Source organism: Aeromicrobium chenweiae (assembly GCF_003065605.1).
GTDB classification, from domain to species: Bacteria; Actinomycetota; Actinomycetes; order Propionibacteriales; family Nocardioidaceae; genus Aeromicrobium; species Aeromicrobium chenweiae.
In genome coordinates, this window is record NZ_CP026952.1 from 3,133,387 (window position 1) to 3,157,292 (window position 23,906).

A 23,906-nucleotide genomic window follows, 5' to 3' on the forward strand; every position below is an offset into this window, starting at 1 on the left:
CGGTCGCAGCAGAAAAGGAGTGTCGGTGGCGACCTCTAGGTTTGAGGTATGGCCACCACGACAGCCCCGACCACCGAGTCGCTGTCGGACGCCGTACGACGCCAGTCCATGGCCGAGGCCCACACCATCCAGGCGATGGTCGACTACCGCGACGCGGAGATGGCTCGTACTGCTCTGATCGAGTCGTCGTTGCGGCGCAAGATCGAACGCTCGGCGATCGCGTTGACGATCGGCGAGGCCACGGGGATGTCAGAGGCGCGGATCCAGCTGAGGCTGTCGATCGCCGACCGGGTCCGCGACAAGACACCGCAGGTGTGGGAAGCCTTCGTCGACGGAATCATCGACTTCTCCCGGGTGCGTGACATCAGCGCGACGATCGAGAAGCTGCACCGGGAGGAGTCCGTGGCCCGGCTCGAGAACCGTGTCGTCGGTTATGCGGCCGACCACACGGGCACCGAGCTGAGGCAGTGGCTGCGGCGCTTCGTCCAGCGGGTCGAGGCCGATCTGGCCGTCGAACGAGCCGACGCCGCACGCAAGGACCGACACGTGGCCGTGGCTCATGGGGATGACTCGATGTCGTGGCTGAACGCCTACCTGCCCTCGCACGAGGCCGCAGCGATCGAGGCCCGGCTGCGCAAGGAAGCCCGCAAGCCCGCCGACCCCGATGACGACCGCACCGTGGCCCAACGTGAGGCGGATCTGTTGGTCGGATGGTGCACCGATTCGGACGCCGCCACCAGCGCGATCGATGCGAACATCGCCGTCACCGTCGGGGCCGACGTGCTCGCCGGGGCGACTCCCGGTTTCGCCGAGTCCACGGACGGCTGCTGGGCCGTCCCCGCGCCGTGGCTGGCCGACGTGGTCGCCACCGGTGGGACGTTCTGGCATCGCATCGTCGTCGACCCGGTCAGCGACGACGTCCTGGCCCACGAGTACGTCGGCCGGTTCGCCCCCGACACCCTCGCTGTGGCGTTGCAGTTCCTCCACGGTGTCTGCCAAGCCCCCGGATGCATGGTGCCGGCCGAACGGTGCGACCTCGACCACCGCATCCCCCATCCCGCGGGTCCCACCACCGGCGACAACATGGGGCCCCTGTGTCGAAGACACCACAACCTCAAAGGCCACGGCCTGCTCCACTGGTCAACCAGCCCACCAGCCGAGCTGATCGTCATCGAGCTCTACCCACCGACGCCCGCCGTCGAGATGGAGTACGTCGCCGCCTGACCCGAACGGCTCAGCGCAGCGCGCCCCTCGTCACCCGGCGCACGCGAGCGTGAGCGATCGCCGCGCGGGCGGCGTTCATGCCCGGCGCGCCGTGCACCCCTCCCCCGGGGTGCGCCGACGCCGAGCCCAGGAAGAGGCCGCGAATGGGTGTCTCGGCCCGGCCCATGCCCGGCACCGGGCGGAAGATGAGCTCCTGGTGCAGCTGCGAGGTGCCACCGTTGATGGCGCCGCCGATGAGGTTGGCGTCGGCCCGCTCCAGCTCCTGCGGCCCCAGGACCCGCCGGCTGATGATCTTGCTGCCGAATCCGGGAGCCAGCCGCTCGATGCGGGCCTGCATGCGGTCCGCGAACCGTTCGCAGTCGTCGCGGTCCCACGTGCCCTTGATGCCGTCGCCACCGCCGTCGGCGACCGACTGCTGCGGGACGTGCGTGTACGCCCACAGCGACTCGGTCCCGGCCGGCGAGCGGGTCGGGTCGGTGGTCGTCATCTGTCCCGCGAGCATGAACGGGGCCGCCGGGATCAACCGCGCGGAGATCTGGCCGAGGGCCTCGGTCATCTGCTCGACGGAGTCCGCGACGTGGAACGTCCCCGGCGCGTGCGGTGGTGCCGACTGCCACGGGATCGTGCCGTCGAGCGCCCAGTCGACCTTCACCGTCCCGGGGTCCAGGTCGAACGACTTCATCGACTTCACGGTCCGCGGCGGGAGGTCGTCGTCGGCCACGAGACCGCCGTAGAGGTGGGGCGCCACGACGTCGGCGACGACGGCGCGCCGTGCGGCGTACCGCTCGCCGTTGGCCCGGACCGCGGTGGCCCGTCGACCGGTCACCTCGATCCTGGTCGCCTCGGCCGACAGCACGATGTCGCCGCCCAGCGACTCGAACCTGCGGGCCAGGGCGTGGGCGAGGCCGCCGGCGCCGCCCTCGGGCGCCGGGAAGCCGACGGTCTGGCCGAGCATCGACATCAGCACCCCCATCAGCCCCGAGCCGGGGGCGTTCAGGGGATGTCGGCGTGGCCGGCGTTGCCGGCGATGATGAGTCGCGGTGACTCACCACCGAAGCGCGACCGCCCGAGCTCGCTCGCCGGGGTCAGCATCGTCTTGACGAAGTCGAGCCCGCCGACGCTGCGGAGCTTGGCGAGCGCGCCGAGACCGTTGCGGACCGGCGGGAACGGCGACAGCAGAGCCTTGACGACCTGGTCGCCGATGCGGTCCCACTGACCGCACAGCTCGAGCCACGCCTCGCCGTCACCGGAGTGCGCCTGCTCGAACAGGTCGGCGGTCACCGTGCGGTCGCGGTGCAGGATCGCCCAGCTGCCGTCGGGCCGGGGATGGCCCAGCACGGCGGGGGCGTGCCGCCAGGTGAGGCCGTGGTTCTCCAGCTCGAACGACCGGATCGTCGGCGACGCCTCGGACAGCGGGTAGAACGCGCTGAACGTGTCGTGGACGAAGTCCGGGTGGACGTCGCGTGAGCTCTTGACCGCTCCCCCGACCTCCGCCTGCGCCTCCAGGACGACGACCGACCAGCCTTGGTCGATCAGGTGGTTCGCTGCGACCAGCCCGTTGGGGCCGGCCCCGATGACGACTGCGTCGTACGTCTTGGTCACGCTGCCCTCCCGGCGGCCGACTTGACCCGGGCGACCGCATTGCGTGCGATGCCGATGACAGGGTTGCCGACACCGCCGTGAAGGCTGTAGCCGGGCTCGTGGGACCGCAGGACGTTGCCCACGCGGTCACCGACCTGCAGGTCACCGGCCTCGGGACCGACCTCCTCGACGATGCCCATCGTCTCGTGCCCGAGGACGTCGCCGGGGTGGAGATACGGGCCGAGCACCGTGTAGAGGTGCAGGTCCGAGCCGCAGATCGCCGTCGAGGTGACCTTGATGATCGCGTCGTTCGGCTGCTCGATCCGCGGATCGGGGACCTCCTCCACCGACACGTTCTCCCTGCCCTGCCAGGTCAGCGCCAACATGTGTGCTCCTTCAGGACGTGGGGCGGTTCTCCGCGATGTACGCGAGCCGGCGGAGCGTCTCGGTGTTGCGCCACTTCAGGGAGATGCCCTTGAGCGGCTCGGGGATGAGGACGCCGGGGCCGGCCACGACCTGCTCGCGGATCTCGACCTCCGTGTGGGCGCCGGACGGCCGCAGCTCGATCACGACCTCCGCCTCGCCGACGGGCCACCCGCGAGCCCGCAGGCGGATCATGCGCTGTGGATCGACCTCGAGGACCTCGCTGTTGTCGTCGATCAGCGCCGGCCACACCCCCACCGAGTGGTGGATGAGGCTGCCGACGGCGGGCCAGCTCTCGTCGACGTCGCGCACCCGGGAGGCTCCCACCACCCACAGGGGGTACGTCCAGCCATCGGCCAGGACGTTCCAGACGTTCTCGGGCGAGGTGTTGATCACGCGGGTGTTGACGCTCATGCGTTCCCCTGGGGTCGGTGTCCGGCTCGGGCGGGCCGGCGACGCCGGCTCCTGTGCACTACCCCCTGTGCCGCCGGGCTAACCCGGTCAGCTCTCGAGCTCGGCCAGGATCGGCGCGACACCGTCGACGATCTCCCGGGCGAGGTAGCCCGTGCGACCGTGCTGCACCGCGAGCCGCTGACCGGACGCCGCGTGGGCGTACACGCCCCAGCTCGCGGCCTGGGCCGGCTCCGCGCCGCGCGCCAGGAGCCCGGCGATCACCCCGGCGGCCGCGTCGCCGCTGCCGGACGTGCCGAGACCGGAGTCGCCCGTCTCCTCACGCCACACCGATCCGTCCGGGTCGGCGACGTGGCCGAACAGGGACACGACGCAGCCGTACGTGCTGGCGAGCTCGATCGCCTCCGCGTCGAGATCGTCCCCGAGCTCCCGGTCGAGCAGGCGTGCCCCCTCGCTGACGTTCGGCGTCAGCACGGCGTACGTCTTGCGGCCGTGCAGCAGGGACTGCCGCTCCGCGAGCGCGCCCAGCGCGTACGCGTCCACGATCAGGCGGGTGTCCGCGTCGACGACGTCGAGGACGGCCTCGAGCAGCGCGCCGGTCTCCTCGACGTCGACGAGGCCGGGCCCGATCAGCACCACGTCGGCGCCCCGGACCAGGCCGGCCAGCTGGTCGCCCATCTCACCGCGCATGGCGCCGGTGTCGGTCTCCGGCAGGCCGACGACGAGCGCCTCGGGCACGGCGATGCTCAGCGCCGCAGCCGTGCTCTCCGTGGTGGCCATCTGCAGCTTGCCCGCACCGGCACGCAGCGCGGCCGTCCCGGCCAGCAGCACCGCGCCGGGGGTCGAGCGCGAACCGCCCAGGACCAGCACCGTCCCGCGCGAGGACTTGTCGCCCTCGGGCCGGGGCAGCGGCCACGACCGCAGCCGGCCGGGGGTCAGGGTCACCGTCTTCTCACCGCTCATCGGCGGGCTCCTCCTCGGTCGGTTCTGCCCCACGGTCGTCATGGACGTGGGACACGTCGTTGAACGTCTCACGGCGCCAGGCGCCCCGGCCGCCGGTCCAGCTGCTGAGGGACGCGTTGCCGATGGGCGCCTTCGCGGCCTCCTCCATCAGCTCGACCTCGTCGAGGTCCTCCAGGACGTAGCGGACCAGCGTCACCACCACGTCGTGGGCGAACAGCAGGACCCGGTGGCCCGGGTGGTCCTGCTCGATCTCGCGCAGGACGGCCCGCAGCCGCAGCGCGACGTCGGTCCACGACTCGCCTCCCGGCGGGCGGTAGTAGAACTTCCCGTGCCGGGTCCTGCGCTCGGTCTCCTCGGGGAACGCCGAGCGGATCCCCTGCGCCGTGTGCAGGTCGAGCACTCCCAGGTCGCGGTCGCGCAGGCGCTCGTCCACCCGCGTGGGGACGCCGAGGCCCTCCATCGCGATCTCCGCGGTCTGCCGGGCGCGCAGGAACGGGGAGGTGATCACGAGGTCGGGGAGCTCGTCCTCCGGGAGATCACGCAGGCGGGCGGCGAGGCTCTCGGCCTGCCGTCTGCCGAGGTCCGACAGCGGCACGTCCGCCTCGCGCTCGGCGACGTCGATCAGCTCCAGGCCGTCACGTGCGGCCGATGACGCCGCGACGTTCGCGGTGCTCTCGCCGTGCCGCACCACGCCGATCCACAGTTCGTCCCCCATGCATCCACACCTCGTCCTCGTCGGTTGACCGCACGTACCCGCGTCGGCGACTTCCATGCCTGTCAGTCGCCGACGAGGGTGCGCAGGTGTCGCTACGAGACGTCGTTGCGGACGCCCTCGGCGGCCGACTGCCCCTCGTCCTTGACGTGCTGGGCCGACTCGGTGGCCGTGTCCTTCACGTCGGACGCGGCCTCGGCGGCCTTGCCCTTGAGGTCGTCGCCGACCTCCTGTGCGACCGACTTCGCGTGGTCGACCAGGGGCTGGCCCTGCTCCTTCGCGGTGTCGATCGCCTGTCCGGCGAGCCTGGCCTCGGCGTTGCTGGCCGGCATCAACGAGGACACGAGCCAGCCGGCGCCGAACGCGATCAGTCCCGCGGCCAGCGGATTGCCCTCGGCCCTGCGGGAGACCGCGCCAGCGGTGTCGGACAGGCTGCCGACGGCGGAGCCCGAGGCGTCCGACATCGAGCTGGCCGAGCCCATCACGCTGTCCTTGGCGCCGGCGATCCGGCCCTTGACGCTGTCGACGCGACGACCCACGACCCGGCCGGGGCTGACCCGGTCGGCGAGCGCGTCGAAGTTGCGTGACAGGTCCTCGCGGCTGCTCTCGATGTCATGCTCGATCACTTCTGGTTCTTTGCCCATTGCACATCCTCCTTGAGGGTTTTCTGAGTCCGTTCGAGTGACGGGTCGACCGTCTTGAGACGTGAGCGGCCGAGGACGGCGAGCACCGCGGCGATGATGGCCCACACGACGAAGACGATCAGGGCGGCCCACTGCAGGTCCATGCCCTCGCCCAGCAGGTACATGACGAACAGCGACAGGAACAACAGCGTGAAGTAGCCCGCCACCGCCGCGCCGCCGAGCATGCCCGCTCCCTTGCCGGCCTTCGCGACCTCGGCCTTCGCCTCGGTCTTCGCCAGCTCCAGCTCGGAGCGGACCATGTTGCTCAGGTCCGACGCGATCTCGCCGACGATGTCACCGATCGACCGTTCGTCCTGGCCGGTGGGTGGCGTCTGCTCGGTCACTGCCTCCCCCCGGTGTTCTGACCGCCCGGCACGACGTCCGAGGTGGTGATGGGTTCTCCGGTCGGCGGGGCGTACGTGGGCGCAGGCGCCGACGCCGTCGTCATCGGTGCCGTCGTCGGCGCTGCGGAGCCGGTGTCGCTCGAGCCCTGCGAGGCCTTGGCACCACGGGTCATGCGTCCGGCCAGGATGCCGGCGATGCCCGCACCGGCCAGGAACGCACCGGGACGACGACGGGCGAAGGCCCGGACGTCCTCGACGAGGTCCTTCGGCTGGCGGCCGTCGAGGTGCGAGCTGAGCTCGTGGGTCTTGTCGGCCAGTTGCTGCGCGAGCTGGGTGACGGTGCCTCGCACGTCGGCGCCGTCGACCAGGCCGTCGATCTCGTCGGCGAGCTCGCTGAGCTTGGACGTGAGGCCCTTGAGCTGCGTCTTGGACTGTTCGTCGAGCTGCGACTTGAGGTCGGCGAGCAGGTCGGTGGCCTTCTCCTTGGCCTCCGACGCCACCTTGCCGGCCTCCTCCATGGCCGTGTCCGCGACGCTCGAGGCGTGCTCGGACGCACTGCCGAGGGCCTCCTGCGCGGTCTCCTTGGCGGAGCCGCCTGAACTGCCTGAGCCGCCTGAACTGCCCGAGCTGCCGGACGAGTCCGGCGTCGGGGGCGCCGGCGGGGTGGGGGTGATCCCGGCGTCGTGGGCGAGCTCGTCACCGATCGGCGACGAGGACCCCGGCAGGTCCGAGCTGGTGGTGAGAGGGTCTGTCTCTCCGTACGGGGGTGTGGTCATGTGTCCTCCATCGTGGGGTGGTCAGTCGTGTCGGTGCCCGACGCTCATCCGTGGGTCACGGGTGAGCGGAGGCCTGGGTCGTACGCGGCCAGTCGTGCGAGCGAGCAGCGGGCTCGGTAGACGCCGCATCCTGCGAGCGCGATCGCCAGGACGATCCCCGTGCCGCCGGCTGCCAGGAGCAGCGACACGAAGAGGGTCGTGACGAGCACGCTGAAGAAGCCGTCGCCCACCCGGCTCATTTCAGCGCGTCCTTCGCCTTGTCGATAAGGCCTTTGGTCTCCATCAACGGGTTCGTGCCGTACAGGCGCGGATCTCCGGGAGCCAGGTCGGTGTGCTCGCCGTGCGCCTGGATCAGCGCGCTCTGGAAGTCGCCGCGGCCGTCGGGCGCCGGTCCGCTGGCCCAGCGACCCTCCGTCGCGGCCTCGCCGTCCGAGGCCTGGATGAACACGCGGGAGAACTCGTCGAACTCCTCCTCCAGCGGGAACGCCTCGGGTGTCGGCAGCCCGTCGAGGCCATCGGCCTTGAGCTCCTCGATCGCCGAGAGCCACTGCATCTGGTGCATGTGGTCACGCGTCGTGAGGAAGCGGATGAGGTCCTTCATGCCCGGGTCGTCGGTCATGTGGAACAGGCGCGCCACCTGGAGGCGGCCCTGCATCTCGGCCGTCACGTTGAGATGGAAGTCGGCCATCAGGTTGCCGCTGGCCGTGACGAAGGCGCCGGACCACGGGATGCCGTTGCTGTCGTGCGGGTACGCGCCGCCACCGTTGACGATGGTGTGCTGCGGGTTCGCCGCACCGAACTCGGCGGCCTGCGTCGAGCCGGTGGTGTCGTCGGCGGACATCGGGGGCGCCTTGTCGAGCAGCTGGTCGATCGCGGTCACGATCATCTCGACGTGGCTGAGCTCCTCGGTGCCGATGGCCATCAGCATGTCCTTGTACTTGCCGGGAAGACGCGCGTTCCAGCCCTGGTAGAGGTACTGCATCGCGACAGTCATCTCGCCCCACTTGCCGCCGAGGACCTCCTGGAACTTCCTGGCGAACGCCGGGTCCGGTCCCTCGGGCCGTGCTGCGAACTGGGGTGCCTTCTGGTGCGTGAACATGTACGCCTCCTGGTTCTCGGGGGCTGTCGCTCCCGGTCAAGAGGGATCTACCCGCCTCCCTCCGCCTGATACGCCTTTTCTCCCTTGCGATTCCAAGGGAACGGCCGCGCTCAGCGGCCCCTCGGCGTCATCCGGCCTTCGCCGCCGGCTCCGCGTCGAGTCCGTCGATCGCGGTGCGCAGCCTCGTCAGGACGCGGCGGAGCTCACGCGACACCTGGACCTGGGTCTTGCCCAGCTGGTCGGCGATCTGCCGCTGCGTCAGGTCCTCGAAGAACCGCAGCCGCAGCAGCTCGCGGTCCTGCGGCTCGAGCGCCGCGCACGCCCCCGCGGCGGCGAGACGTTCCTCGGTCAGTGCGAATCCGCCGTCCTCGACGGCCACGTCGAGGCCGCCGGCCGCGTCGTGCCCCGGGGCCGGGGCGTCGAGCGACGTCGGGGTGAAGCAGCTGCGGGCGGCAGCCGCCTCCTGCACGTCCGCGGCCGATACCCCGAGGTGCGCCGCCAGGCTGATCACCGAGGCGCCCTGGCCCTCGTGCTGGAGCTGGACGGTCGCCGCGGAGAGGCGCGACTGCAGCTCCTGGACCGAGCGGGTCGGCCGGATCGTCCAGCACGAATCCCGGAAGTACTTCTTGATCTCGCCGAGCACCGTCACCGAGGCGTAGCCCAGGAACGACCCACGGCCGGACTCATACCTGCGGATCGCCCCGAGGACGGCCACATCGGCGACTGCCCTGAGGTCGTCGAGCTCGGCCCCGCGGTTGGCGTAGCGCTGGGCGATCCCCCACGCGAGCGGACGGCAGCGGGAGATGACCTCACCCTCGAGGCGGTCCCGCTCGCGGCGGTCCGGCGTGTGATGCGCATCGAGCACCAACGAGCACAGATCCTCGTCGTCCTGAACGGTCTGGTACATGGGCAGGTCCTGGTGGTCGCAGGTGCCGGCTCATGTCTAACCGCGGACGGCTGTGTTCACCGTCACGGTGCTCGTACCCCACCTCCGCGGGAACCAACCCACTTTTTTCGGGCGACTTTTTCGGCTGTCTCAGGACCGGGACCGCCGGGTATCACGTGGGCGTTCCCGAGCGGCCAACCCCCAGGAGGTCATCATGCAGTCGTTGAGCGTCATCGTCCGGCAGAAGCGCGACCACGCCCGCCTGGACGAGCTGCTGCAGCAGCTCGAGGAGTCACGGCGGCACCAGGAGGACGACCTCCTGCGGGAGATCTACCGCCTGGTGTTCCCCCACGCGTTCGCCGAGGAAGGGGTGCTGTGGCCGGTGATGCGCCGGGTCCTGCCGGACGGTCAGGCGCTGACGCTGGAGGTCGAGCAGGAGCACCAGGAGGTCAACGAGCTCGTCGCCCAGATCGACCGGCTGCCCGCCGGCGACCCCGAGCGCGACGCCCGGATCCGACGCCTCGTGGAGGTCCTGAAGGAGGACGTCCACGACGAGGAGGACGTCCTGCTCCCGCGCCTGGAGTCCAGGCTCTCGGACCGCCAGCTGCAGGCGTTGGGCCTCGCGTGGGAGGTGGTGCGCCGCACCGCGCCGACCCGGGCCCACCCCGTCGTGTCGCGCCGGCCCCCCGGCAACACCACGTCTGCACTCCCGCTCTCGATCATCGACCGCTCCCGCGACCGGCTGGACGCGATGGCCTCACGCGGCACCCGGCCCCAGGCGGCCCGCTCGGCGAGCCAGCGCCTGGGAACGCTGGCGACCCGGCTTGAGCACGTCCCCCTGTTCACCCGCGGGGAGGATCCGTCGACGTCCCGTACCTGAGCCTCGATTCAAGCCGGCGGCTCCGGGTACAGGGGCCGTCGACTACGAGGAGGTGGTGACGTGGACGTCGCCAGGATGCTGGCGGACATGGCCGTCGAGCTGGAGCAGGACGGCAACCCCACCACGATGCTGGACCGGGTCAGCCACTACGCACGACTGGTGCTGGACGCCGACGACGCCGGCATCATGCGCGTGCGCAGCCGGTCGCACGTGGAGACGCCCGCCGCCACCACCTCGCGGGTGGACCAGGCCCACCAGCTGCAGGTCCAGTTCGACGAGGGACCGTGCCTCGACGCGATCGAAGGCCGCGCGACGTACCGCTCGGACGACGTGAAGGCGGACCTGCGCTGGCCCAAGTGGGGGCCTGCCACCGCTGAGCTCGGCATCCGCTCGGCCCTGGGCGTCCGCCTCGCCACGCGTGACCGCGGCTACGGCTCTCTGGACGTGTACGCCGACCGGCCCAGCGCCTTCACGCGGGCCGACGAGGAGATCGTCGAGATGCTGGCCGCACACGCGACCGCCGCCTACGCCGCCGCCGAGCGTGCAGAGGGGCTGTCCAGCGCCCTCGACAGCCGGACCGTCATCGGTCAGGCGCAGGGCATCCTCATGCAGAAGTTCGACATCGACGCCGACGCCGCCTTCGACTTCCTCAAGCGGATCTCCCAGCACCAGAACGAGCGGCTCCACGCGGTCGCCGAGGCGATCGTCGTCCAGCGCGAGTCCAACGCCCGGCCCTCCGACGGCTGATAGGACACCCCGTAACGGGTAAGTCATCAGCACAGCGGCGGACGCGCCTAGGCACGAACGCCGCTCAGGTGCCGGGGTTCAAACGAGAGTCCCCGGCACCGACCCCGTGCTCCTGCAGGAGGGCGCGCGCGGCCTCGACCAGGGGCACGCCCAGGACGTGCGACCGGCGCTGGAGCATCGAGAGGGCCTGCTCGGCAACCATGGAGTGCCGCCCCATGAGGACGCCCTGCGCCTGCCCGATCGTCGCCCGGGACTCGAGCGCGGAGGTCAGCCTCTCGATGTGCTGGGTGTACCGAAGGGCGATGGCCGCATGGCTCGCGAGGAGCTGCCCGGTCTCCACGTCGTCAGGGGTGAAGGGGCGGCCCCCGGCGCGGTAGACGTTGAGGGACCCGAGGATCGCCCCTCCGGCGTCCAGCTCGGACGACACGACGCGCTCCAGCCCCATGGCTGCGGCACGAGGTCCCCACTCGGGCCAGCGCACGTCGCGGGCGATGTCGTTGGAGAGGATGAAGCCGGGGCTGAGCTCGGCCTTCGCCCACGGACCTTCCCGCAGCAGGCGCTGCAGGGAGTCGGCACCACGCACCACCTCGGTGGTCGGACCGACGGTCTCGAACCCGTCGCCGCGCCTCAGCGTGATCCCCACGTGGGCGGTGTCGAACGTCCCTGCCACGAAGTCGACGACATCGGCGACGGACTGGACGAACGCGGATGCCTCAGGCTGCTGGGTCCTCATCCTCGGAGATTACCCTCCAGCGTCGGGTCCCATACGACGATCCGTCCCTCGCAGCTGCGCGGAGCGGCGGACCAGCAGGGGGACCGCAGCGACGACCCCGACGACGAGCGCGACCCACCTGACCCACGGGGCGTACGTCCATCCGAGGGCGTGGTCCAGGGAGATCTCCCCCGGTCCGGTGAGGACGAGCACGGCGGCCGTGCCCGCATACACGAACGCGACCTCGTACCCGCCGAGGTGCGCCCACAGGCCGTGGGAGAAGTTCGCGGACGCCGCGACGATCATCGTGCCGATGGCCACCGCTCCGCCCAGGGGCGTCAGCAGCCCGAGTGCCAGCAGCGTCGCCGCGACGGTCTCGGACACCCCGGCCATGACCACCATGGGAGGTCCCGGCGAGAAGCCCAGGGACTCGAAGTGCGTGCCGGTCCCGGCCACCCCCATGCCGCGGAACCAGCCGAAGAGCTTCTGGGTCGCGTGACCGAGCAGCAGCAACGCGAGCATGACCCGCAGCGCCAGCAGCCCCAGGTCGAGCGTGTCGGTCATGACGGCTGGAGCACGAAGTCGAACTCTGCGGTGACGAACGGGCGGTCGAGGGAGGTGCCGTCCGGGGCCGGACCGCCCTCGTGCGCCGTGAACGGGGTGATGAGCGCCTCCTTGGTGCCGAAGACGACGTCGGACTCGATGTAGCGCGTCCCCTCCTCGAAGATGTGGGTCACGAGGCGCTCGTAACCGTCCTCCTCCAGCAGGAAGTGGATGTGCGCGGGCCGGAAGTGCCCGATGTCGGTCCGGGAGATCAGATCGCCGACCGTGCCGTCCATGGGGATCGAGTAGCCCAGTGGGACGATGCTGCGCACGCAGAAAGTGCCGTCCTCCCCGGTCACGTACTTCGCCCGCAGACGGGCCTCGTCGAGCTCGCCGATCTGGGACTCGTACAGGCCGTCGGCGTCGGCCTGCCAGACGTCGAGCACCGCGCCGCTGATCGGCGTGCCGTCGACGGAGGTCACCTGGCCGGTCACGAAGAACGGCACGCCCTCGATGCCGTCGGACATGTCGTGCCCGTACGGCACGCTCGGCGAGCCGTCGATGTGGAACGGGCCGAGCACCGTGGCGGGTGTCGCGGCGTCCTGGAAGTGGTGGTTCATCTGCACGACGAGCATGCTGAGGCCCAGGACGTCGGAGGCGAGGATGAACTCCTCGCGCTTCTCGTCGCTGATCTGGCCCGTACGCGTCAGCCACTGCATCGCGGCCATCCACTCGTCCTCGGTGAGCCTGACCTCCCGCGCGAAGTCATGCAGATGCTGCACGAGCCCCGTCATCAGCTCGGCCAGGCGGGGCGTGTCGGCCGTGCCCCAGCGCCGGACCGCCAGGTCGGTGATGTTGTCCTCAGTGGCGAACATCGGATCCTCCGTTCTCGGGTTCGACAAAGACGGCGTTGTTCTCGATGAGCAGGTAGGCGTCCATGGCCATCGGGCGCCGTCGTTCCTCCGCGATCTGGCCGAGCAGGCCCGCCGTGCGGGCGAGCAGGGCGAAGCCGCGGAGCAGCTCGACGGGCAGGTCGAGGTCGGCCAGCGCCGCGCCGACGACGCCGGCACCGTTGAGCACGAGCCGCCGGCCGAGGATGTCGGGGTGGACGCGACCGATCGCGAGAAACAGCTGCAGGTGCGGGCCGTACGTCCCCTCCTCCTTCGCGATCTGCACCAGTGCGGGCGTGCGGGGGTCCTCCTGCTTGTGCACCGGGTGCCCGAGCCCGGGGATGATCGCCTTGCGGGCGCGCTCGCGGGTGACGATCTCGCGCGCCAGGGCGTCCCAGTCCCCGTCGGACTCCGGGAGGGTCTCGAGCGCCCGGATCTCCCGGTCGAGGAACTGGCCGCAGTCCTCGGTGACGCCCAGGAACCGGGACCCGCCGCCGAGCAGCCCGGCCGCGAGAGCTCCCTGGAGCGAGTCCGGGGCGCTCAGGTAGGTCATGCGCGCCGCGATCGCGGTCGGGGTGAAGCCGTGGTCGGCGAGGGCCAGCAGGCACGCGTCGAACACCCGCACCTGGCCCGGTGTGGGCCGCTGCTGCGTCACGAGCCAGAACGCCATCTCGCTGAACCCGACCTGCCCCATCAGCTCGGTGCCGAGATCCTTGCCGAGCAGCGAGATCGTGGACGTCGTCGACATCCCCAGCGAGGTGGGGAAGGACGGTACGGAGTCGGTCATCGGGTTCCCTTCGCCCAGGCGCGGATGTCGTCGTCGTGCTGGCCCAGGCGGGGCGGTGGCAGGTCGTACCGCGCCTCGTCGCGCGAGAACCGGATCGGGTTGCGGATGCTGGGCACGGCGGCCGGGCCCTCGCCGACCTCGACCACCGGCTCGAGGCCAAGCGACCGGGCGAACTCGACGCCCTCGGCGATCGAGTTGATGGGGGCCGCCGCGACGCCGGCCTTCACCAGGACGTCGAACCACTCGGCCTTGGTGCGCTCGCGGAGACGGTCCTCGAGCAGGGGCCGCAGCTCGTCCCGGTTGGCGGTGCGGTCGCGGTTGGTCGCGAAGCGCGGGTCGCCGGCCAGCTCGGGCACGCCGAGCGCCTCGCACAGCCGGGCGTACTGGCCGTCGTTGCCCGCGATGATGATGATGTCCCCGTCGGACGCAGGCAGCGGCTCGTACGGGAACAGGCTCGGGTGGGCATTGCCCATGCGGTGCGGGACGGTGTCCCCCGCGACGTACGCGCCGGTCTGGTTGACCAGGCCCGACAGCGCCGACGACAACAGGTTGACCTCGACGTGCTGGCCGCGCCCGGAGGACCCGCGGGAGTGCAGCGCGGACAGGATGCCGATCATGGCGTGCATCCCGGTCATGACGTCGAAGACCGAGATCCCGGCCCGGTACGGCGGTCCGTCGGGTGAGCCCGTGAGGCTCATCAGGCCCGAGATCGCCTGGACCATCAGGTCGTAGCCGGGGATGTGCGCGCCGTCGCCGGTGCCGAAGCCGCTGATGGAGGCGTAGACCAGCCCGGGGTTGCTGCTCGCGACGGTCTCGTAGTCCAGGCCGAAGCGGGCCAGCCCGCCCGGCTTGAAGTTCTCGACCATGATGTCGGCGCGGTCCGCGATCTGCCGCGCCACCTCCAGATCGTCCTCCCGGCGCAGGTCGAGCGCGATCGACCGCTTGTTGCGGTTGATGCTCAGGTAGTACGTCGACTCGTCACCGCGCGTGGGCGGCACCCAGGTCCGGGTGTCGTCCCCGCCCGGGCTCTCGATCTTGATGACGTCCGCGCCGAGGTCGGCCAGCAGCATCGTGGCGTAGGGACCGGCGAGGATCCGGGAGAAGTCGGCCACGACGAGACCGCTCAACGGCCCCGGGGTCGGACTGGCAGGCATGGCGTTCCGATCTCTGGCGGACGTTTGTCCGTTCAATCTGGACGACTGACTCAGAACTGTCAAGGGTGGGTTTTTGCGACCGCAGACCCCTTGACACGTGGCCGGGCCCACATTGACGATGACCTCATTGCGCATCGCAACGGACACTCGTCCGTGTTGTCGACCGGAAGGCTGTCATGACCTCCTCCTCCGCACCCCTCACCCCGGACACGATCGGCGACCGAGCCATCGTGTTCCGCGGAGCCACGATCCTCACGCTCGACGACGGCGGCACGGTCCTGGACGACGCCGACCTCCTGGTCGTCGGCGAGCGCATCGAGGCCGTCGGGCACGACCTTCCCGTCCCCGACGGCACGGTCGAGATCGACGCGCGCGGCGGCATCCTCATGCCGGGCATGATCGACACGCACCGGCACATGTGGCAGACCGCGATGCGCGGCTACGGCGCCGACTGGACCCTCACGCAGTACTTCGTCTGGTACTACCTGGAGCACGGCACGATCTTCCGTCCCGAGGACGTCTACGCCGGCAACGTCCTCGCCGCGCTCGAGGCGCTCGACGCGGGCGTCACCACCACGGCCGACTGGTCGCACGGGCTGATCACCCCGCAGCACGCGGACGCGGCGATCGACGCGCTGGAGGAGATCCCCGGCCGCTTCGTGTTCGGCTACGGCAACATCCACGCGGCCCCGTGGGAGTGGGCCACCACACCGGAGTTCGCGGACCTGCACGCCCGCCGGCTGCACGGCAAGGGCGACATGCTGGGCTTCCAGATGGCGTTCGACGTCACGGGTGACGCGAGCTTCCCCGAGAGGGCCGCGTTCGAGGTGGCCCGTGAGCTGGGCGCGCCGGTCACGACGCACGCGGGGGTGTGGGGCGCCACCAGCGACGACGGCATCCGCCTGATGCACGACCACGGGTTCATGACCCCGGAGTCGGTGTACGTCCACTCGGCCTCGCTCGACCGGGACTCCTACCAGCGGATCGCCGCCACCGGGGGCTCGGTGTCGGTGTCGACCGAGAGCGAGCAGAGCGCCGGTCAGGGCTATCCCCCCACATGGGTCCTGCGCTCGCACGACATCCCGGTGTCGCTGTCGATGGACACCAGCGTGTGGTGGAGCGCGGACCTGTTCAGCGCGATGCGCTCGACCCTGGGCGCCGACCGGTCGCGCATGCACCTGGAGGCGCACGCCCAGCAGGAGACGGTGACCCACAGCCACCTGCGCTCCGAGCACGTCGTGCGCTGGGCGACGCGGGGCGGCAGCCAGGCCCTCGGGCTCGATCACGCCGTCGGCAGCCTCGAGGCCGGCAAGAAGGCGGACGTCGTCCTGATCAAGAATGACCGCTCCCCCGCGATGTTCCCGATCCTCAACCCGTACGGCCACGTGGCGTTCCAGGCCCAGCGCGCGGACGTGCACACCGTCCTGGTCAACGGACGCGTGGTCAAGAGCGACCACCAGCTCGTCGGGGTCGACCTCGACAAGGCCAGGGGTGCGGTCGAGGAGAGCCTGGAGCACCTGCGCTCCACGATGGGCGAGGAGGCCTGGCTGCAGGGCATGAACCCCGACGTGCCGGAGACCAAGATCCTGGACAACCCGTACACCTACACTGACTATCGCGACACCTCCACGCACGACCGCGTCGGGGACCAGGTGTGAGGGGGACGACAGGTAGTGGTCACGCGCGGCAGTGGTCCTGACTTCATCGAGGCAGTGGCCCGGGGGTTCGACGTCGTCAGGACGTTCACGCCGGAGTCGCCGACCCTGACCCTGTCGGAGGTGGCCGCCCGCACCGACCTCTCCCGGCCGACGGCCCGGCGGATGCTGCTGACGCTCATGGAGCTGGGGTACGTCCGCGAGTCGCCGGCCGGCTTCTGCCTGACCCCCCGCGTGCTCGAGCTCGGGCTCACCTACATCCAGTCCCACGGCCTGTGGGACCTGGCGCGGCCCCACCTCGAGTCACTCGTGTCGCGGACCCACCAGTCCTCGTCGATCGCCCAGCTCGACGGATCGGACATCGTCTACGTCGCGCGCGTCGCGGTGCCGAAGATCATCTCGCTGGCGGTCTCGATCGGGACGCGCTTCCCCGCGGTCTCGACGTCGTTGGGCCGCGTGCTGCTGGCCGACCTGCCCCCGGACGAGCTGGAGGTCGCGCTGTCCGAGCCGAGCAGGTCGGGCATCGAGCCGCGCTACGTGCCGGACGACGAGGAGCTGCAGGTGCTTCTCGCGCAGACCCGCGCCCGTGGCTGGGTGATGACCGACGAGCACCTGGCCGGCGGCATCCGCTCGATCGCGGCACCTGTCCGCGACGGCAGCGGCGCCGTCATCGCCGCGACGAACGTGACGGTGCACGCCGCCGAGATCTCGGTCGAGACCCTCACGGACGAGTTCCTCCCCCAGCTGATCCGCACCGCCGGCGACATCAGCGCCGACGTCGTGTCGATCGACCGGATCCCCCAGGTCATCGCACCGCGCTGAGCGCGTCAGGCGATGTCGGCAGCGCCCGCCAGCGCCGCGGCCTCGGCGGCACCCGCGCTCCAGGGCTGTCCGTGCCCGGTCAGCACGACCCGCGCACCGGTGGCGCCGATGCGTCCGAGCGACGACCGCGCGGTGGCGGCGTCGTGCGTGCCGCCCTGGCCCACCACGCGGGGACCGGTGCGTCCGGAGTACGGATCCAGCGTCACCAGGGCGTCGCCGGTGAAGACGACGTCCCGCGACGGCACGTGCAGCGCGCAGTGGCCGTCGGTGTGCCCGGGCGTGAACACGACGGTCGGCCGCGCCGGGAGGTCCACAGTCTCCCCGTCCACGAGCGCCGGACCGGGCTCCACACCGCGGACGCGCAGCCCGCCGGCGGCAGCCATGCTCGCGAGGTGGGGCACCGACCGCGGGTGCAGGATCGGGTAGGCCAGCCGGGGACGTCCCGGGTGGTAGCGGTAGGGCTGGCGCACGATGCGCCGGTCGCCCGGGTGCACCCAGACCGGCACGGAGTGCTCGGCGACCGCCCGCGACAGGATCCCGAGGTGGTCGAAGTGCCCGTGGGTCAGCACGAATCCGGCGACGTCGGTCCAGTCGCGCCCGATCCTTCGCAGGACCTCCGTCGTCTCGTCCCACATCCTCGGCAGGCCGGCGTCCACGATGGTCACCGCGTCGTCGTCCTCCAGGACGTACAGGTTCGTGCTGGCGACCGCGACCAGGTGCACCCCGGGCACGACGTCCATGGTGATCACGCGGGACCGCCCGTGCCGGTCCTCCTTCGAGCCAGGCGCCGCACCGCCCTCACGGCGACGGTCCCGGTGACGAGCCAGGGTCCCGCCACGAGGATCGGGTCCATCCACTGGTGGCGCGTGTCCACCCGCCGGCCGGCGCGGCGCGAGGCCAGGCCGTGGTGCGTCAGCTCGGCGCGGATGCCGGTCTCGGTCACGGGGTTGTCCGGGTGCGCCGTCAGCAGCGAGCGCAGGTGGCTCTCGACCGCGTCGACCCGGTCGGCCCCCAGCAGCAGGAGCCAGTGCGCCGCGCGGGCCTCGCTGAACCGTGCGTAGGCGTACCGGCGGATCACGCCCGACAGCCCCTTCAGCGGCACGGAGGTGCCGAACACCGGCGGCATCATGCCGTGCTCGATCGACCGCTCCCGGAAGCCGTGGACCTCCTGGCGCTCGGGGAAGTCCCAGTGCGCGCCGGAGTCGAGGTCGCGCCGCTCCTGCGGGAACGCGGGACGGTCGGCGGGGTCGAGGTCCACTCCCCATCCCGGGATCTGGGCTCGGAGCTCGTCACGGGACCGGGCGAGCGGGGGCTTGTCGGCGGTGTAGGTCATGACGGGGCCTTTCAGCTCGGGACGATGACGGGCTTGATGACGTTGTCGAGCTTCGCCGAGAAGATGTGATATCCCTCGGCGATGTGCTCGAGCGGGATGCGGTGGGTGATGATGTCGCTCGGCTTGAGGTGACCGTTGCGGATGTGCTCGAACAGGCGCGGCCACTGCCGCTTGGCGGGGCACTGGTTCATGTTGAGCGTCAGCCCCTTGTTGAGCGCGTCGCCGAACTTCACCGCGCTGAACATCGGCCCGTAGGCGCCCATGACCGAGACCGTGCCGCCCTTGCGGACCGAGTCGATCGCCCAGTTCAGCGCGATCGGCGACCCGCCCTGGAGCTTGAGCTTCGCGGACGTGACGTGCTGCATGAGGTTGCCGTCGGCCTCGGCACCGACCGCGTCGATCACGACGTCCGCGCCGAGGTGACCTGTCGTCCGCTTCATCTCCACGACGATGTCCTGGTGCTCGGCGAAGTTGAGCGTCTCGGCGTGGGCGAACTCGCGCGCCTTCTCGAGGCGGTAGTCCAGGTGGTCGATGACGATGACCCGTCCCGCTCCCATGAACCACGCCGACTTGGCCGCGAAGAGGCCGACCGGGCCCGCGCCGAACACCGCGACGGTGTCGCCCTCGACGATGTCGCCGAGCTGCGCGCCGAAGTAGCCGGTGGCCAGCGCGTCGGTGCACAGCAGGGCGTCCTCGTCGTCCATCCACTCCGGGATGCGCGACGGGCCCACGTCGGCGAACGGCACCCGGACGAGCTGCGCCTGCCCGCCGTCGTACCCGCCGCACGTGTGCGAGTACCCGTAGATGCCGCCGACCGCGGTGGCGTTCGGGTTGACGTTGTGGCAGTTGGAGTACAGCCCCCGGGCGCAGAAGAAGCAGGAGCCGCAGTAGACGTTGAACGGCACCATCACCCGGTCCCCCGGCGAGAGGTTCTCGACCGAGGGACCGACCTGCTCCACCACGCCGATGAACTCGTGGCCGAACGTGTGGCCGACGCGGGTGTCCGGCATCATCCCGTGGTACAGGTGCAGGTCGGAGCCGCAGATCGACGCCATGGTCACCCGGACGATCGCGTCGTTCGGGTGCTCGATCCGCGGGTCGGCCTTCTCCTCGACCCGGACCTTGTACGGCCCTCGGTAGACCATCGCCTTCATGGACGTTCCTCCTCGCGGGTGACGTGCTGTCGCGGGTCTGTTACCCGCTCGGGGGACGTTGAGACGGACGGCCCGCGTCCTCGGCCTCAGCCCTGCGTGCGGAGGAGGACGCCGACGCCGATGCAGTGCGCGGCGAACGCGGCGATCGTCAGGCTGTGGAAGACCTCGTGATAGCCGAAGAAGGTGGGTGCGGGGTCCGGCCTCTTCGTGCCGTAGACCACCGCGCCGGCGGTGTAGAGCAGACCACCCGCGGCCAACAGGGACAGCACGGCCGGGGACGCCGCGGCGATGAAGTCGCCGGCGAACAGGACCGGGGCCCAGCCCAGCAGGAGGTACAACGGGGCGTTGGCCCAGCGCGGCGCGTCGACCCAGAAGATCTTGAACAGGATCCCGAGCAGGGCCCCGCCCCACATCGTGCCGAGCAGGATGGCTGCGCGCTCCTGCGACAGCAGCATCAGCGCGAACGGGGTGCTGGAGCCCGCGATCAGGACGAAGATGTTGGCGTGGTCGACCCGCTTCAGCAACCGCTTGCGCTCGGGTGACCATCGGCCGGTGTGGTAGACCGCGCTGGACGTGAAGAGCAGCAGCGCGCTCACCATGTAGACCGCGACGCCGAACCGTTCACGGGTCGTCTCGGCGAGGACCAGCATCGCGAGGAACGTGAAGAAGGCCAGGGGTGCCGTCGCCGCATGGAGCCAGCCGCGCAGGCGCGGCTTGATCTCGGCGACGGTGTCGACCAGCTGGTCGTGCACGGCGCTGGGCACCTGCTCGGCGTGGGACATCGCGGGCTCCTCCCGGAGGGTGACGAAGCGGGCCGGCGTCCCCGAGGAGACGCCGGCCCGCAGAAGGGGTGACTCAGTTGCCGGTGTTGGTGGCGTGATCGGTGCGGTGGTCGCCGTCCTCGCGGTGCTCGATGTCACCCTCGGGCTGCATCGCGAGCAGGAACGAGCCGACGGCCCAGATCAGGGCGCCGACCAGACCGACGTACACGCCGATCTCGGTGTCGAAGCCGGCCTTGCGCTCAGCGCCACCGGGGACCTCGATGAGGTACGACAGGGCCAGGCCCGTCGCGGCGACGCCGGCCGCCATCGACGCCAGGGACAGTCCACGGTGCTGGCGACGCGTGGCCCGCTTGGCGGCGTACAGCAGCGCGGCCGCGAAGCCGAGGCCGAGGTAGGCGGTGAAGGGGATGACGGTGTCGGCCTCGTAGCCGCTGAAGCTCTTGTCATCCGTGGCGATCCAGGCGAGGAACGTGGCCACCACGAAGATGACGACGCCCGCCGTCGCGATGTAAGCGCCCTTGGGATCCGCGCGGTGCGGGTCGTAGGTGTGGGCGGGGCGGTTGGGCTGTGCAGTGTTGCCGTGGTTACTCATAAGTAAGAGATACCTCCCCGGCCCCGCCCCAATCATCTGTGGGCAAACTTTCTCATCGGCTTGGTCACACGGCACCGTTAGGGTGCTCGCCGATCGGGTATCGGTCAGGCACGAGCAGCGCCCACGGAGAGGACGGCCCATGAAAGCAGTGGTGTGGCACGGAGTCGGTGACATCCGCGTCGACGAGGTCCCGGACCCGGTGATCTCCCAGTCGACCGACGCCATCATCGAGATCACGACGAGCGCTCTTTGCGGGACCGACCTGCACTTCGTGCGCGGCACCATGAGCGGCATGGTCGAGGGGACGATCCTCGGTCACGAGGCCGTCGGCGTCGTGCGCGAGGTCGGCGACGACGTGCGCAACCTGCGACCCGGCGACCGGGTGGTCGTGCCCTCGACCATCGGCTGCGGCTACTGCTCGTACTGCCGAGCGGGCTACTACGCGCAGTGCGACAACGCGAATCCCAACGGCAAGGACGCCGGAACGTGCTTCTTCGGTGGCCCGCAGGCGACCGGTCCCGTCGACGGCCTGCAGGCCGAGCTCGCGCGGGTGCCGTTCGCGAACGTCGGGCCGGTCTGGCTGCCGGACGAGATCACCGACGAGCAGGCGATCATGATCTCCGACATCTACCCGACCGCCTGGTTCGGCGCCCGGCTCGCGCAGGTCGGGCCCGGCGACACCGTGCTCGTGCTCGGCGCCGGACCCGTCGGGCTGTTCGCGATCACGAGCGCCTTTCAGCAGGGCGCCGGCCGTGTCCTGTGCATCGACGGGGTCATGAGCCGTCTGGAGCAGGCACGCGGCCGCGGCGCGGAGATCATCAACTTCAACGCCGAGGACCCCCTCGCCGTGGTGAAGGACCTGACCGGCGGCATCGGCGTCGACCGGGTCATCGACGCCGTCGGCGTGGACGCGCAGCGACCGAAGGAGGGGCCGGCTGCGGCCGCGGCCGCCGAGCAGGCCGAGACCTTCGAGCAGGAGCGCAACCAGGTCGCCCCCGAGCAGAACCCTGACGGCGACACCTGGGTGGCGGGTGACTCGCCGAGCCAGGCCGCCCGGTGGGCCGTCGACGCCGTGGCGAAGGCCGGCACGATCGGCATCATCGGCGTCTACCCGCCGCAGATGACCGCGTATCCGATCGGCACGGCGATGAACAAGAACCTGACGATCAACATGGGCAACTGCAACCACCGCCGCTACATCCCGCACCTGATCGACCTGGTCCGACGCGGCTCGATCGATCCGGCCACGGTGCTGACCCAGCACGAAGGCATGACGTCGGTGATCGACGCGTACAAGACGTTCGACCGCAGGGAGAGCGGCTGGACGAAGGTCGTCCTGGACCCCGCCTGAGTACAGTCGTCCACGCGCGATCCCCTGCGCAGCAGACACCTGCCCGCAAGCCCCGAGGATGAGCTGATGCCGCAGCAGCACGAGCACCCGACCGCGACAGCGACCACCCCGTCGGAAGGCCTCGGGCGTTCACGACAGAGCGCGATCTACCGGGACGGCGTGCTGGGCCGCAGGCCCACGGTGCCCACGGACTTCGCGGAGCTGGAACGCCGCGCCGCGAAGGCGTCCTCGGCGAAGGCCTGGGCGTACGTCGCCGGCGGCGCCGGCGAGGGCCGCACGATGCGCAACAACCGGGCGGCGTTCGACCGCTGGGCCGTGGTGCCGCGGATGGCCCACGGGGAGGCCGCGCGTGATCTCTCGGTGGACCTGTTCGGGAAAAGCCTGCCGACACCGCTCCTGCTCGCACCGGTCGGCGCGGGTCAGCTCATCGACCCCGACTGCGACCTCCACGTGGCTCGGGCCGCCGCTGCCACCGGCGTGCCGTACGTCTTCACGAACCAGGGCGGCACCCCGATGGAGGAGACCGCCGCGGCGATGGACGGCGGCCGGCACTGGATGCAGCTCTACTGGAGCACCGACGAGGACCTCGTCGACAGCCTCATCGGCCGCGCGGAGGCCAACGGCGCCGAGGCCCTGGTCGTCACCCTGGACACGACGCTGCTCGGCTGGCGTCCGCAGGACCTCAACCTCGGGTCCCTGCCGTTCGCGCAGGGCAAGGGCATCGGGCAGTACACCTCCGACCCGCGCTTCCTGCAGATCGTCCGGGACCGCATCGCGGCCGCCAAGAGCTCGGGGACGAAGCCGGACACCACGATCACCCTGGGTGCCATCAAGTCCCTGATCTCGATGACGCGCCAGCACCCCGGGAGCTTCTGGTCGAACCTCCGCTCCCCCGAGCCGCGGGCGTCCGTCGAGACGTTCCTGGACATCTACTCCAACCCGGGCCTGCGCTGGAGCCACATCGAGACCCTGCGCGAGCGCACCCGGCTGCCCGTCGTGCTCAAGGGGATCCTGCACCCCGACGACGCCCGCCGGGCCTTCGACCTGGGCGTGGACGCGCTCGTCGTCTCGAACCACGGCGGCCGCCAGGTCGACAGCTCGATCGCGTCCCTGGACGCGCTCATCGCGGTTCGCGAGGCCATCGGCCCCGAGCCGACGGTGCTGTTCGACAGCGGCATCCGTACCGGGGCGGACGTCTTCATGGCGCTCGCCCACGGGGCGGACGCGTGTCTGCTCGGCCGGCCGTACATGTACGGTGTCGCGCTGGCCGGTCAGGCGGGCGCGGAGGCCGTGATCGCCAACGTCCTCGCCGAGCTCGACCTGACGATGGCCCTCACCGGCGCGAGCCGGGCCCGCGACATCTCGCCCGAGCTGGTCGTCCCGAACCCGTCCCGCTGAGGGG

At 70.8% G+C, this 23,906-nt stretch carries 29 protein-coding genes; 7 read left to right on the forward strand and 22 right to left on the reverse strand.

From position 1 onward, the window contains the following. Window positions 1-48: 48 nt before the first annotated feature. On the forward strand, window positions 49-1,224 hold the full coding sequence (locus C3E78_RS15235) for an HNH endonuclease signature motif containing protein (protein WP_108579833.1): 1,176 nt from the start codon (window positions 49-51) through the stop codon (window positions 1,222-1,224). A 10-nt stretch (window positions 1,225-1,234) separates the two neighbouring features. On the opposite strand, the gene C3E78_RS18645 is transcribed toward C3E78_RS15235, so the two are convergent. From C3E78_RS18645 to C3E78_RS15290, 12 genes are all read right to left on the reverse strand, one after another. Next, window positions 1,235-2,185, reverse strand: a complete 951-nt coding sequence (locus C3E78_RS18645) for a phytoene desaturase family protein (protein ID WP_243834199.1) — start codon at window positions 2,183-2,185, stop codon at window positions 1,235-1,237. 32 nt (window positions 2,186-2,217) lie between these two features. Then, window positions 2,218-2,826: a phytoene desaturase family protein gene (locus tag C3E78_RS18650; protein WP_243834200.1), complete on the reverse strand. Its 609-nt coding sequence runs from the start codon at window positions 2,824-2,826 to the stop codon at window positions 2,218-2,220. Then, entirely contained in the window at window positions 2,823-3,191 is a 369-nt protein-coding gene (locus tag C3E78_RS15245; protein WP_199906839.1) for an alcohol dehydrogenase catalytic domain-containing protein, read from the reverse strand. The genes C3E78_RS18650 and C3E78_RS15245 overlap by 4 nt, the downstream gene beginning before the upstream one ends. Before the next feature lie 10 nt (window positions 3,192-3,201). Then, complete coding sequence (locus C3E78_RS15250) at window positions 3,202-3,642, reverse strand: SRPBCC family protein (protein ID WP_108579835.1); 441 nt, start codon at window positions 3,640-3,642, stop codon at window positions 3,202-3,204. A gap of 87 nt (window positions 3,643-3,729) precedes the next feature. Continuing rightward, on the reverse strand, window positions 3,730-4,602 hold the full coding sequence (locus C3E78_RS15255; RefSeq protein WP_108579837.1) for an NAD(P)H-hydrate dehydratase: 873 nt from the start codon (window positions 4,600-4,602) through the stop codon (window positions 3,730-3,732). Continuing rightward, complete coding sequence (locus C3E78_RS15260) at window positions 4,592-5,317, reverse strand: histidine phosphatase family protein (protein WP_108579839.1); 726 nt, start codon at window positions 5,315-5,317, stop codon at window positions 4,592-4,594. The genes C3E78_RS15255 and C3E78_RS15260 overlap by 11 nt, the downstream gene beginning before the upstream one ends. Window positions 5,318-5,409: 92 nt before the next feature. Next, window positions 5,410-5,940 carry a DUF3618 domain-containing protein gene (locus C3E78_RS15265; RefSeq protein WP_235833647.1) on the reverse strand — a complete coding sequence of 177 codons (531 nt, stop codon included), beginning with the start codon at window positions 5,938-5,940 and terminating at the stop codon, window positions 5,410-5,412. Further along, window positions 5,937-6,341 carry a phage holin family protein gene (locus C3E78_RS15270; protein ID WP_199906840.1) on the reverse strand — a complete coding sequence of 135 codons (405 nt, stop codon included), beginning with the start codon at window positions 6,339-6,341 and terminating at the stop codon, window positions 5,937-5,939. Before C3E78_RS15270 ends, C3E78_RS15265 begins: the two co-directional genes overlap by 4 nt. Beyond that, complete coding sequence (locus tag C3E78_RS15275; protein WP_108579843.1) at window positions 6,338-7,117, reverse strand: hypothetical protein; 780 nt, start codon at window positions 7,115-7,117, stop codon at window positions 6,338-6,340. Before C3E78_RS15275 ends, C3E78_RS15270 begins: the two co-directional genes overlap by 4 nt. A gap of 44 nt (window positions 7,118-7,161) precedes the next feature. Continuing rightward, entirely contained in the window at window positions 7,162-7,356 is a 195-nt protein-coding gene (locus C3E78_RS15280; RefSeq protein ID WP_108579845.1) for a hypothetical protein, read from the reverse strand. Further along, entirely contained in the window at window positions 7,353-8,216 is an 864-nt protein-coding gene (locus C3E78_RS15285) for a manganese catalase (RefSeq protein ID WP_108579847.1), read from the reverse strand. The genes C3E78_RS15280 and C3E78_RS15285 overlap by 4 nt, the downstream gene beginning before the upstream one ends. Before the next feature lie 127 nt (window positions 8,217-8,343). Further along, a complete protein-coding gene (locus tag C3E78_RS15290) occupies window positions 8,344-9,123 on the reverse strand; it encodes a sigma-70 family RNA polymerase sigma factor (RefSeq protein ID WP_108579849.1) in 780 nt (259 codons plus the stop codon). Between the two features lie 193 nt (window positions 9,124-9,316). Here C3E78_RS15290 and C3E78_RS15295 point away from each other — a divergent pair, with 193 nt between their 5' ends. Together C3E78_RS15295 and C3E78_RS15300 are read left to right on the forward strand one after the other, a co-directional pair. Then, on the forward strand, window positions 9,317-9,982 hold the full coding sequence (locus tag C3E78_RS15295; protein WP_108579851.1) for a hemerythrin domain-containing protein: 666 nt from the start codon (window positions 9,317-9,319) through the stop codon (window positions 9,980-9,982). Window positions 9,983-10,042: 60 nt separating this feature from the next. After that, complete coding sequence (locus tag C3E78_RS15300) at window positions 10,043-10,729, forward strand: GAF and ANTAR domain-containing protein (RefSeq protein WP_108579853.1); 687 nt, start codon at window positions 10,043-10,045, stop codon at window positions 10,727-10,729. Between the two features lie 64 nt (window positions 10,730-10,793). Here the strand turns inward: C3E78_RS15300 and C3E78_RS15305 are convergent, their stop codons facing one another. From C3E78_RS15305 to C3E78_RS15325, 5 genes are read right to left on the reverse strand one after another with little or no spacing between them, the layout of a single operon-like run. Then, window positions 10,794-11,462: a GAF and ANTAR domain-containing protein gene (locus tag C3E78_RS15305; protein WP_108579855.1), complete on the reverse strand. Its 669-nt coding sequence runs from the start codon at window positions 11,460-11,462 to the stop codon at window positions 10,794-10,796. 9 nt (window positions 11,463-11,471) lie between these two features. Further along, window positions 11,472-12,005 carry a DoxX family protein gene (locus tag C3E78_RS15310; protein ID WP_108579857.1) on the reverse strand — a complete coding sequence of 178 codons (534 nt, stop codon included), beginning with the start codon at window positions 12,003-12,005 and terminating at the stop codon, window positions 11,472-11,474. After that, window positions 12,002-12,859 (reverse strand): dioxygenase family protein, encoded by an 858-nt coding sequence (locus tag C3E78_RS15315; RefSeq protein WP_108579859.1) that lies wholly within the window; start codon window positions 12,857-12,859, stop codon window positions 12,002-12,004. Before C3E78_RS15315 ends, C3E78_RS15310 begins: the two co-directional genes overlap by 4 nt. Next, a complete protein-coding gene (locus C3E78_RS15320; protein WP_108579861.1) occupies window positions 12,846-13,661 on the reverse strand; it encodes a citryl-CoA lyase in 816 nt (271 codons plus the stop codon). The genes C3E78_RS15315 and C3E78_RS15320 overlap by 14 nt, the downstream gene beginning before the upstream one ends. Further along, entirely contained in the window at window positions 13,658-14,815 is a 1,158-nt protein-coding gene (locus C3E78_RS15325) for a CaiB/BaiF CoA transferase family protein (RefSeq protein ID WP_108579863.1), read from the reverse strand. Before C3E78_RS15325 ends, C3E78_RS15320 begins: the two co-directional genes overlap by 4 nt. A 176-nt stretch (window positions 14,816-14,991) precedes the next feature. On the opposite strand from C3E78_RS15325, the gene C3E78_RS15330 reads away from it, so the two are divergent. Both C3E78_RS15330 and C3E78_RS15335 read left to right on the forward strand, forming a co-directional pair. Then, window positions 14,992-16,473 (forward strand): amidohydrolase family protein, encoded by a 1,482-nt coding sequence (locus C3E78_RS15330; protein ID WP_108579865.1) that lies wholly within the window; start codon window positions 14,992-14,994, stop codon window positions 16,471-16,473. Window positions 16,474-16,488: 15 nt separating this feature from the next. Next, window positions 16,489-17,292, forward strand: a complete 804-nt coding sequence (locus C3E78_RS15335; RefSeq protein WP_108579866.1) for an IclR family transcriptional regulator domain-containing protein — start codon at window positions 16,489-16,491, stop codon at window positions 17,290-17,292. A 5-nt stretch (window positions 17,293-17,297) separates the two neighbouring features. On the opposite strand, the gene C3E78_RS15340 is transcribed toward C3E78_RS15335, so the two are convergent. From C3E78_RS15340 to C3E78_RS15360, 5 genes are all read right to left on the reverse strand, one after another. Beyond that, on the reverse strand, window positions 17,298-18,032 hold the full coding sequence (locus C3E78_RS15340) for an MBL fold metallo-hydrolase (protein WP_235833659.1): 735 nt from the start codon (window positions 18,030-18,032) through the stop codon (window positions 17,298-17,300). A 5-nt stretch (window positions 18,033-18,037) separates the two neighbouring features. Next, entirely contained in the window at window positions 18,038-18,625 is a 588-nt protein-coding gene (locus tag C3E78_RS15345; RefSeq protein WP_108579870.1) for a hypothetical protein, read from the reverse strand. Between the two features lie 11 nt (window positions 18,626-18,636). Then, window positions 18,637-19,779: a zinc-dependent alcohol dehydrogenase gene (locus tag C3E78_RS15350; RefSeq protein ID WP_108579872.1), complete on the reverse strand. Its 1,143-nt coding sequence runs from the start codon at window positions 19,777-19,779 to the stop codon at window positions 18,637-18,639. Window positions 19,780-19,865: 86 nt separating this feature from the next. Next, entirely contained in the window at window positions 19,866-20,561 is a 696-nt protein-coding gene (trhA, locus tag C3E78_RS15355) for a PAQR family membrane homeostasis protein TrhA (protein WP_108579874.1), read from the reverse strand. Window positions 20,562-20,634: 73 nt separating this feature from the next. Next, window positions 20,635-21,153, reverse strand: coding sequence for a hypothetical protein (locus C3E78_RS15360; protein WP_108579876.1), 519 nt, complete (start codon window positions 21,151-21,153; stop codon window positions 20,635-20,637). Between the two features lie 139 nt (window positions 21,154-21,292). On the opposite strand from C3E78_RS15360, the gene C3E78_RS15365 reads away from it, so the two are divergent. Together C3E78_RS15365 and C3E78_RS15370 are read left to right on the forward strand one after the other, a co-directional pair. Further along, entirely contained in the window at window positions 21,293-22,504 is a 1,212-nt protein-coding gene (locus tag C3E78_RS15365; protein WP_108579878.1) for a zinc-dependent alcohol dehydrogenase, read from the forward strand. Between the two features lie 66 nt (window positions 22,505-22,570). Further along, complete coding sequence (locus tag C3E78_RS15370) at window positions 22,571-23,902, forward strand: alpha-hydroxy-acid oxidizing protein (RefSeq protein WP_108579880.1); 1,332 nt, start codon at window positions 22,571-22,573, stop codon at window positions 23,900-23,902. Window positions 23,903-23,906: the final 4 nt, after the last annotated feature.

Excerpts from the sequence above, each read along its gene's own strand:
- C3E78_RS15235 (WP_108579833.1), top strand. The coding sequence starts at position 49 with ATGGCCACCACGACAGCCCCGACCACCGAGTCGCTGTCGGACGCCGTA.
- C3E78_RS18645 (WP_243834199.1), bottom strand. The coding sequence starts at position 2,185 with ATGTCGATGCTCGGCCAGACCGTCGGCTTCCCGGCGCCCGAGGGCGGC.
- C3E78_RS15245 (WP_199906839.1), bottom strand. The coding sequence starts at position 3,191 with ATGTTGGCGCTGACCTGGCAGGGCAGGGAGAACGTGTCGGTGGAGGAG.
- C3E78_RS15250 (WP_108579835.1), bottom strand. The coding sequence starts at position 3,642 with ATGAGCGTCAACACCCGCGTGATCAACACCTCGCCCGAGAACGTCTGG.
- C3E78_RS15255 (WP_108579837.1), bottom strand. The coding sequence starts at position 4,602 with ATGAGCGGTGAGAAGACGGTGACCCTGACCCCCGGCCGGCTGCGGTCG.
- C3E78_RS15260 (WP_108579839.1), bottom strand. The coding sequence starts at position 5,317 with ATGGGGGACGAACTGTGGATCGGCGTGGTGCGGCACGGCGAGAGCACC.
- C3E78_RS15275 (WP_108579843.1), bottom strand. The coding sequence starts at position 7,117 with ATGACCACACCCCCGTACGGAGAGACAGACCCTCTCACCACCAGCTCG.
- C3E78_RS15280 (WP_108579845.1), bottom strand. The coding sequence starts at position 7,356 with ATGAGCCGGGTGGGCGACGGCTTCTTCAGCGTGCTCGTCACGACCCTC.
- C3E78_RS15285 (WP_108579847.1), bottom strand. The coding sequence starts at position 8,216 with ATGTTCACGCACCAGAAGGCACCCCAGTTCGCAGCACGGCCCGAGGGA.
- C3E78_RS15290 (WP_108579849.1), bottom strand. The coding sequence starts at position 9,123 with ATGTACCAGACCGTTCAGGACGACGAGGATCTGTGCTCGTTGGTGCTC.
- C3E78_RS15295 (WP_108579851.1), top strand. The coding sequence starts at position 9,317 with ATGCAGTCGTTGAGCGTCATCGTCCGGCAGAAGCGCGACCACGCCCGC.
- C3E78_RS15305 (WP_108579855.1), bottom strand. The coding sequence starts at position 11,462 with ATGAGGACCCAGCAGCCTGAGGCATCCGCGTTCGTCCAGTCCGTCGCC.
- C3E78_RS15310 (WP_108579857.1), bottom strand. The coding sequence starts at position 12,005 with ATGACCGACACGCTCGACCTGGGGCTGCTGGCGCTGCGGGTCATGCTC.
- C3E78_RS15315 (WP_108579859.1), bottom strand. The coding sequence starts at position 12,859 with ATGTTCGCCACTGAGGACAACATCACCGACCTGGCGGTCCGGCGCTGG.
- C3E78_RS15320 (WP_108579861.1), bottom strand. The coding sequence starts at position 13,661 with ATGACCGACTCCGTACCGTCCTTCCCCACCTCGCTGGGGATGTCGACG.
- C3E78_RS15325 (WP_108579863.1), bottom strand. The coding sequence starts at position 14,815 with ATGCCTGCCAGTCCGACCCCGGGGCCGTTGAGCGGTCTCGTCGTGGCC.
- C3E78_RS15330 (WP_108579865.1), top strand. The coding sequence starts at position 14,992 with ATGACCTCCTCCTCCGCACCCCTCACCCCGGACACGATCGGCGACCGA.
- C3E78_RS15340 (WP_235833659.1), bottom strand. The coding sequence starts at position 18,032 with ATGGACGTCGTGCCCGGGGTGCACCTGGTCGCGGTCGCCAGCACGAAC.
- C3E78_RS15345 (WP_108579870.1), bottom strand. The coding sequence starts at position 18,625 with ATGACCTACACCGCCGACAAGCCCCCGCTCGCCCGGTCCCGTGACGAG.
- C3E78_RS15350 (WP_108579872.1), bottom strand. The coding sequence starts at position 19,779 with ATGAAGGCGATGGTCTACCGAGGGCCGTACAAGGTCCGGGTCGAGGAG.
- trhA (WP_108579874.1), bottom strand. The coding sequence starts at position 20,561 with ATGTCCCACGCCGAGCAGGTGCCCAGCGCCGTGCACGACCAGCTGGTC.
- C3E78_RS15360 (WP_108579876.1), bottom strand. The coding sequence starts at position 21,153 with ATGAGTAACCACGGCAACACTGCACAGCCCAACCGCCCCGCCCACACC.
- C3E78_RS15365 (WP_108579878.1), top strand. The coding sequence starts at position 21,293 with ATGAAAGCAGTGGTGTGGCACGGAGTCGGTGACATCCGCGTCGACGAG.
- C3E78_RS15370 (WP_108579880.1), top strand. The coding sequence starts at position 22,571 with ATGCCGCAGCAGCACGAGCACCCGACCGCGACAGCGACCACCCCGTCG.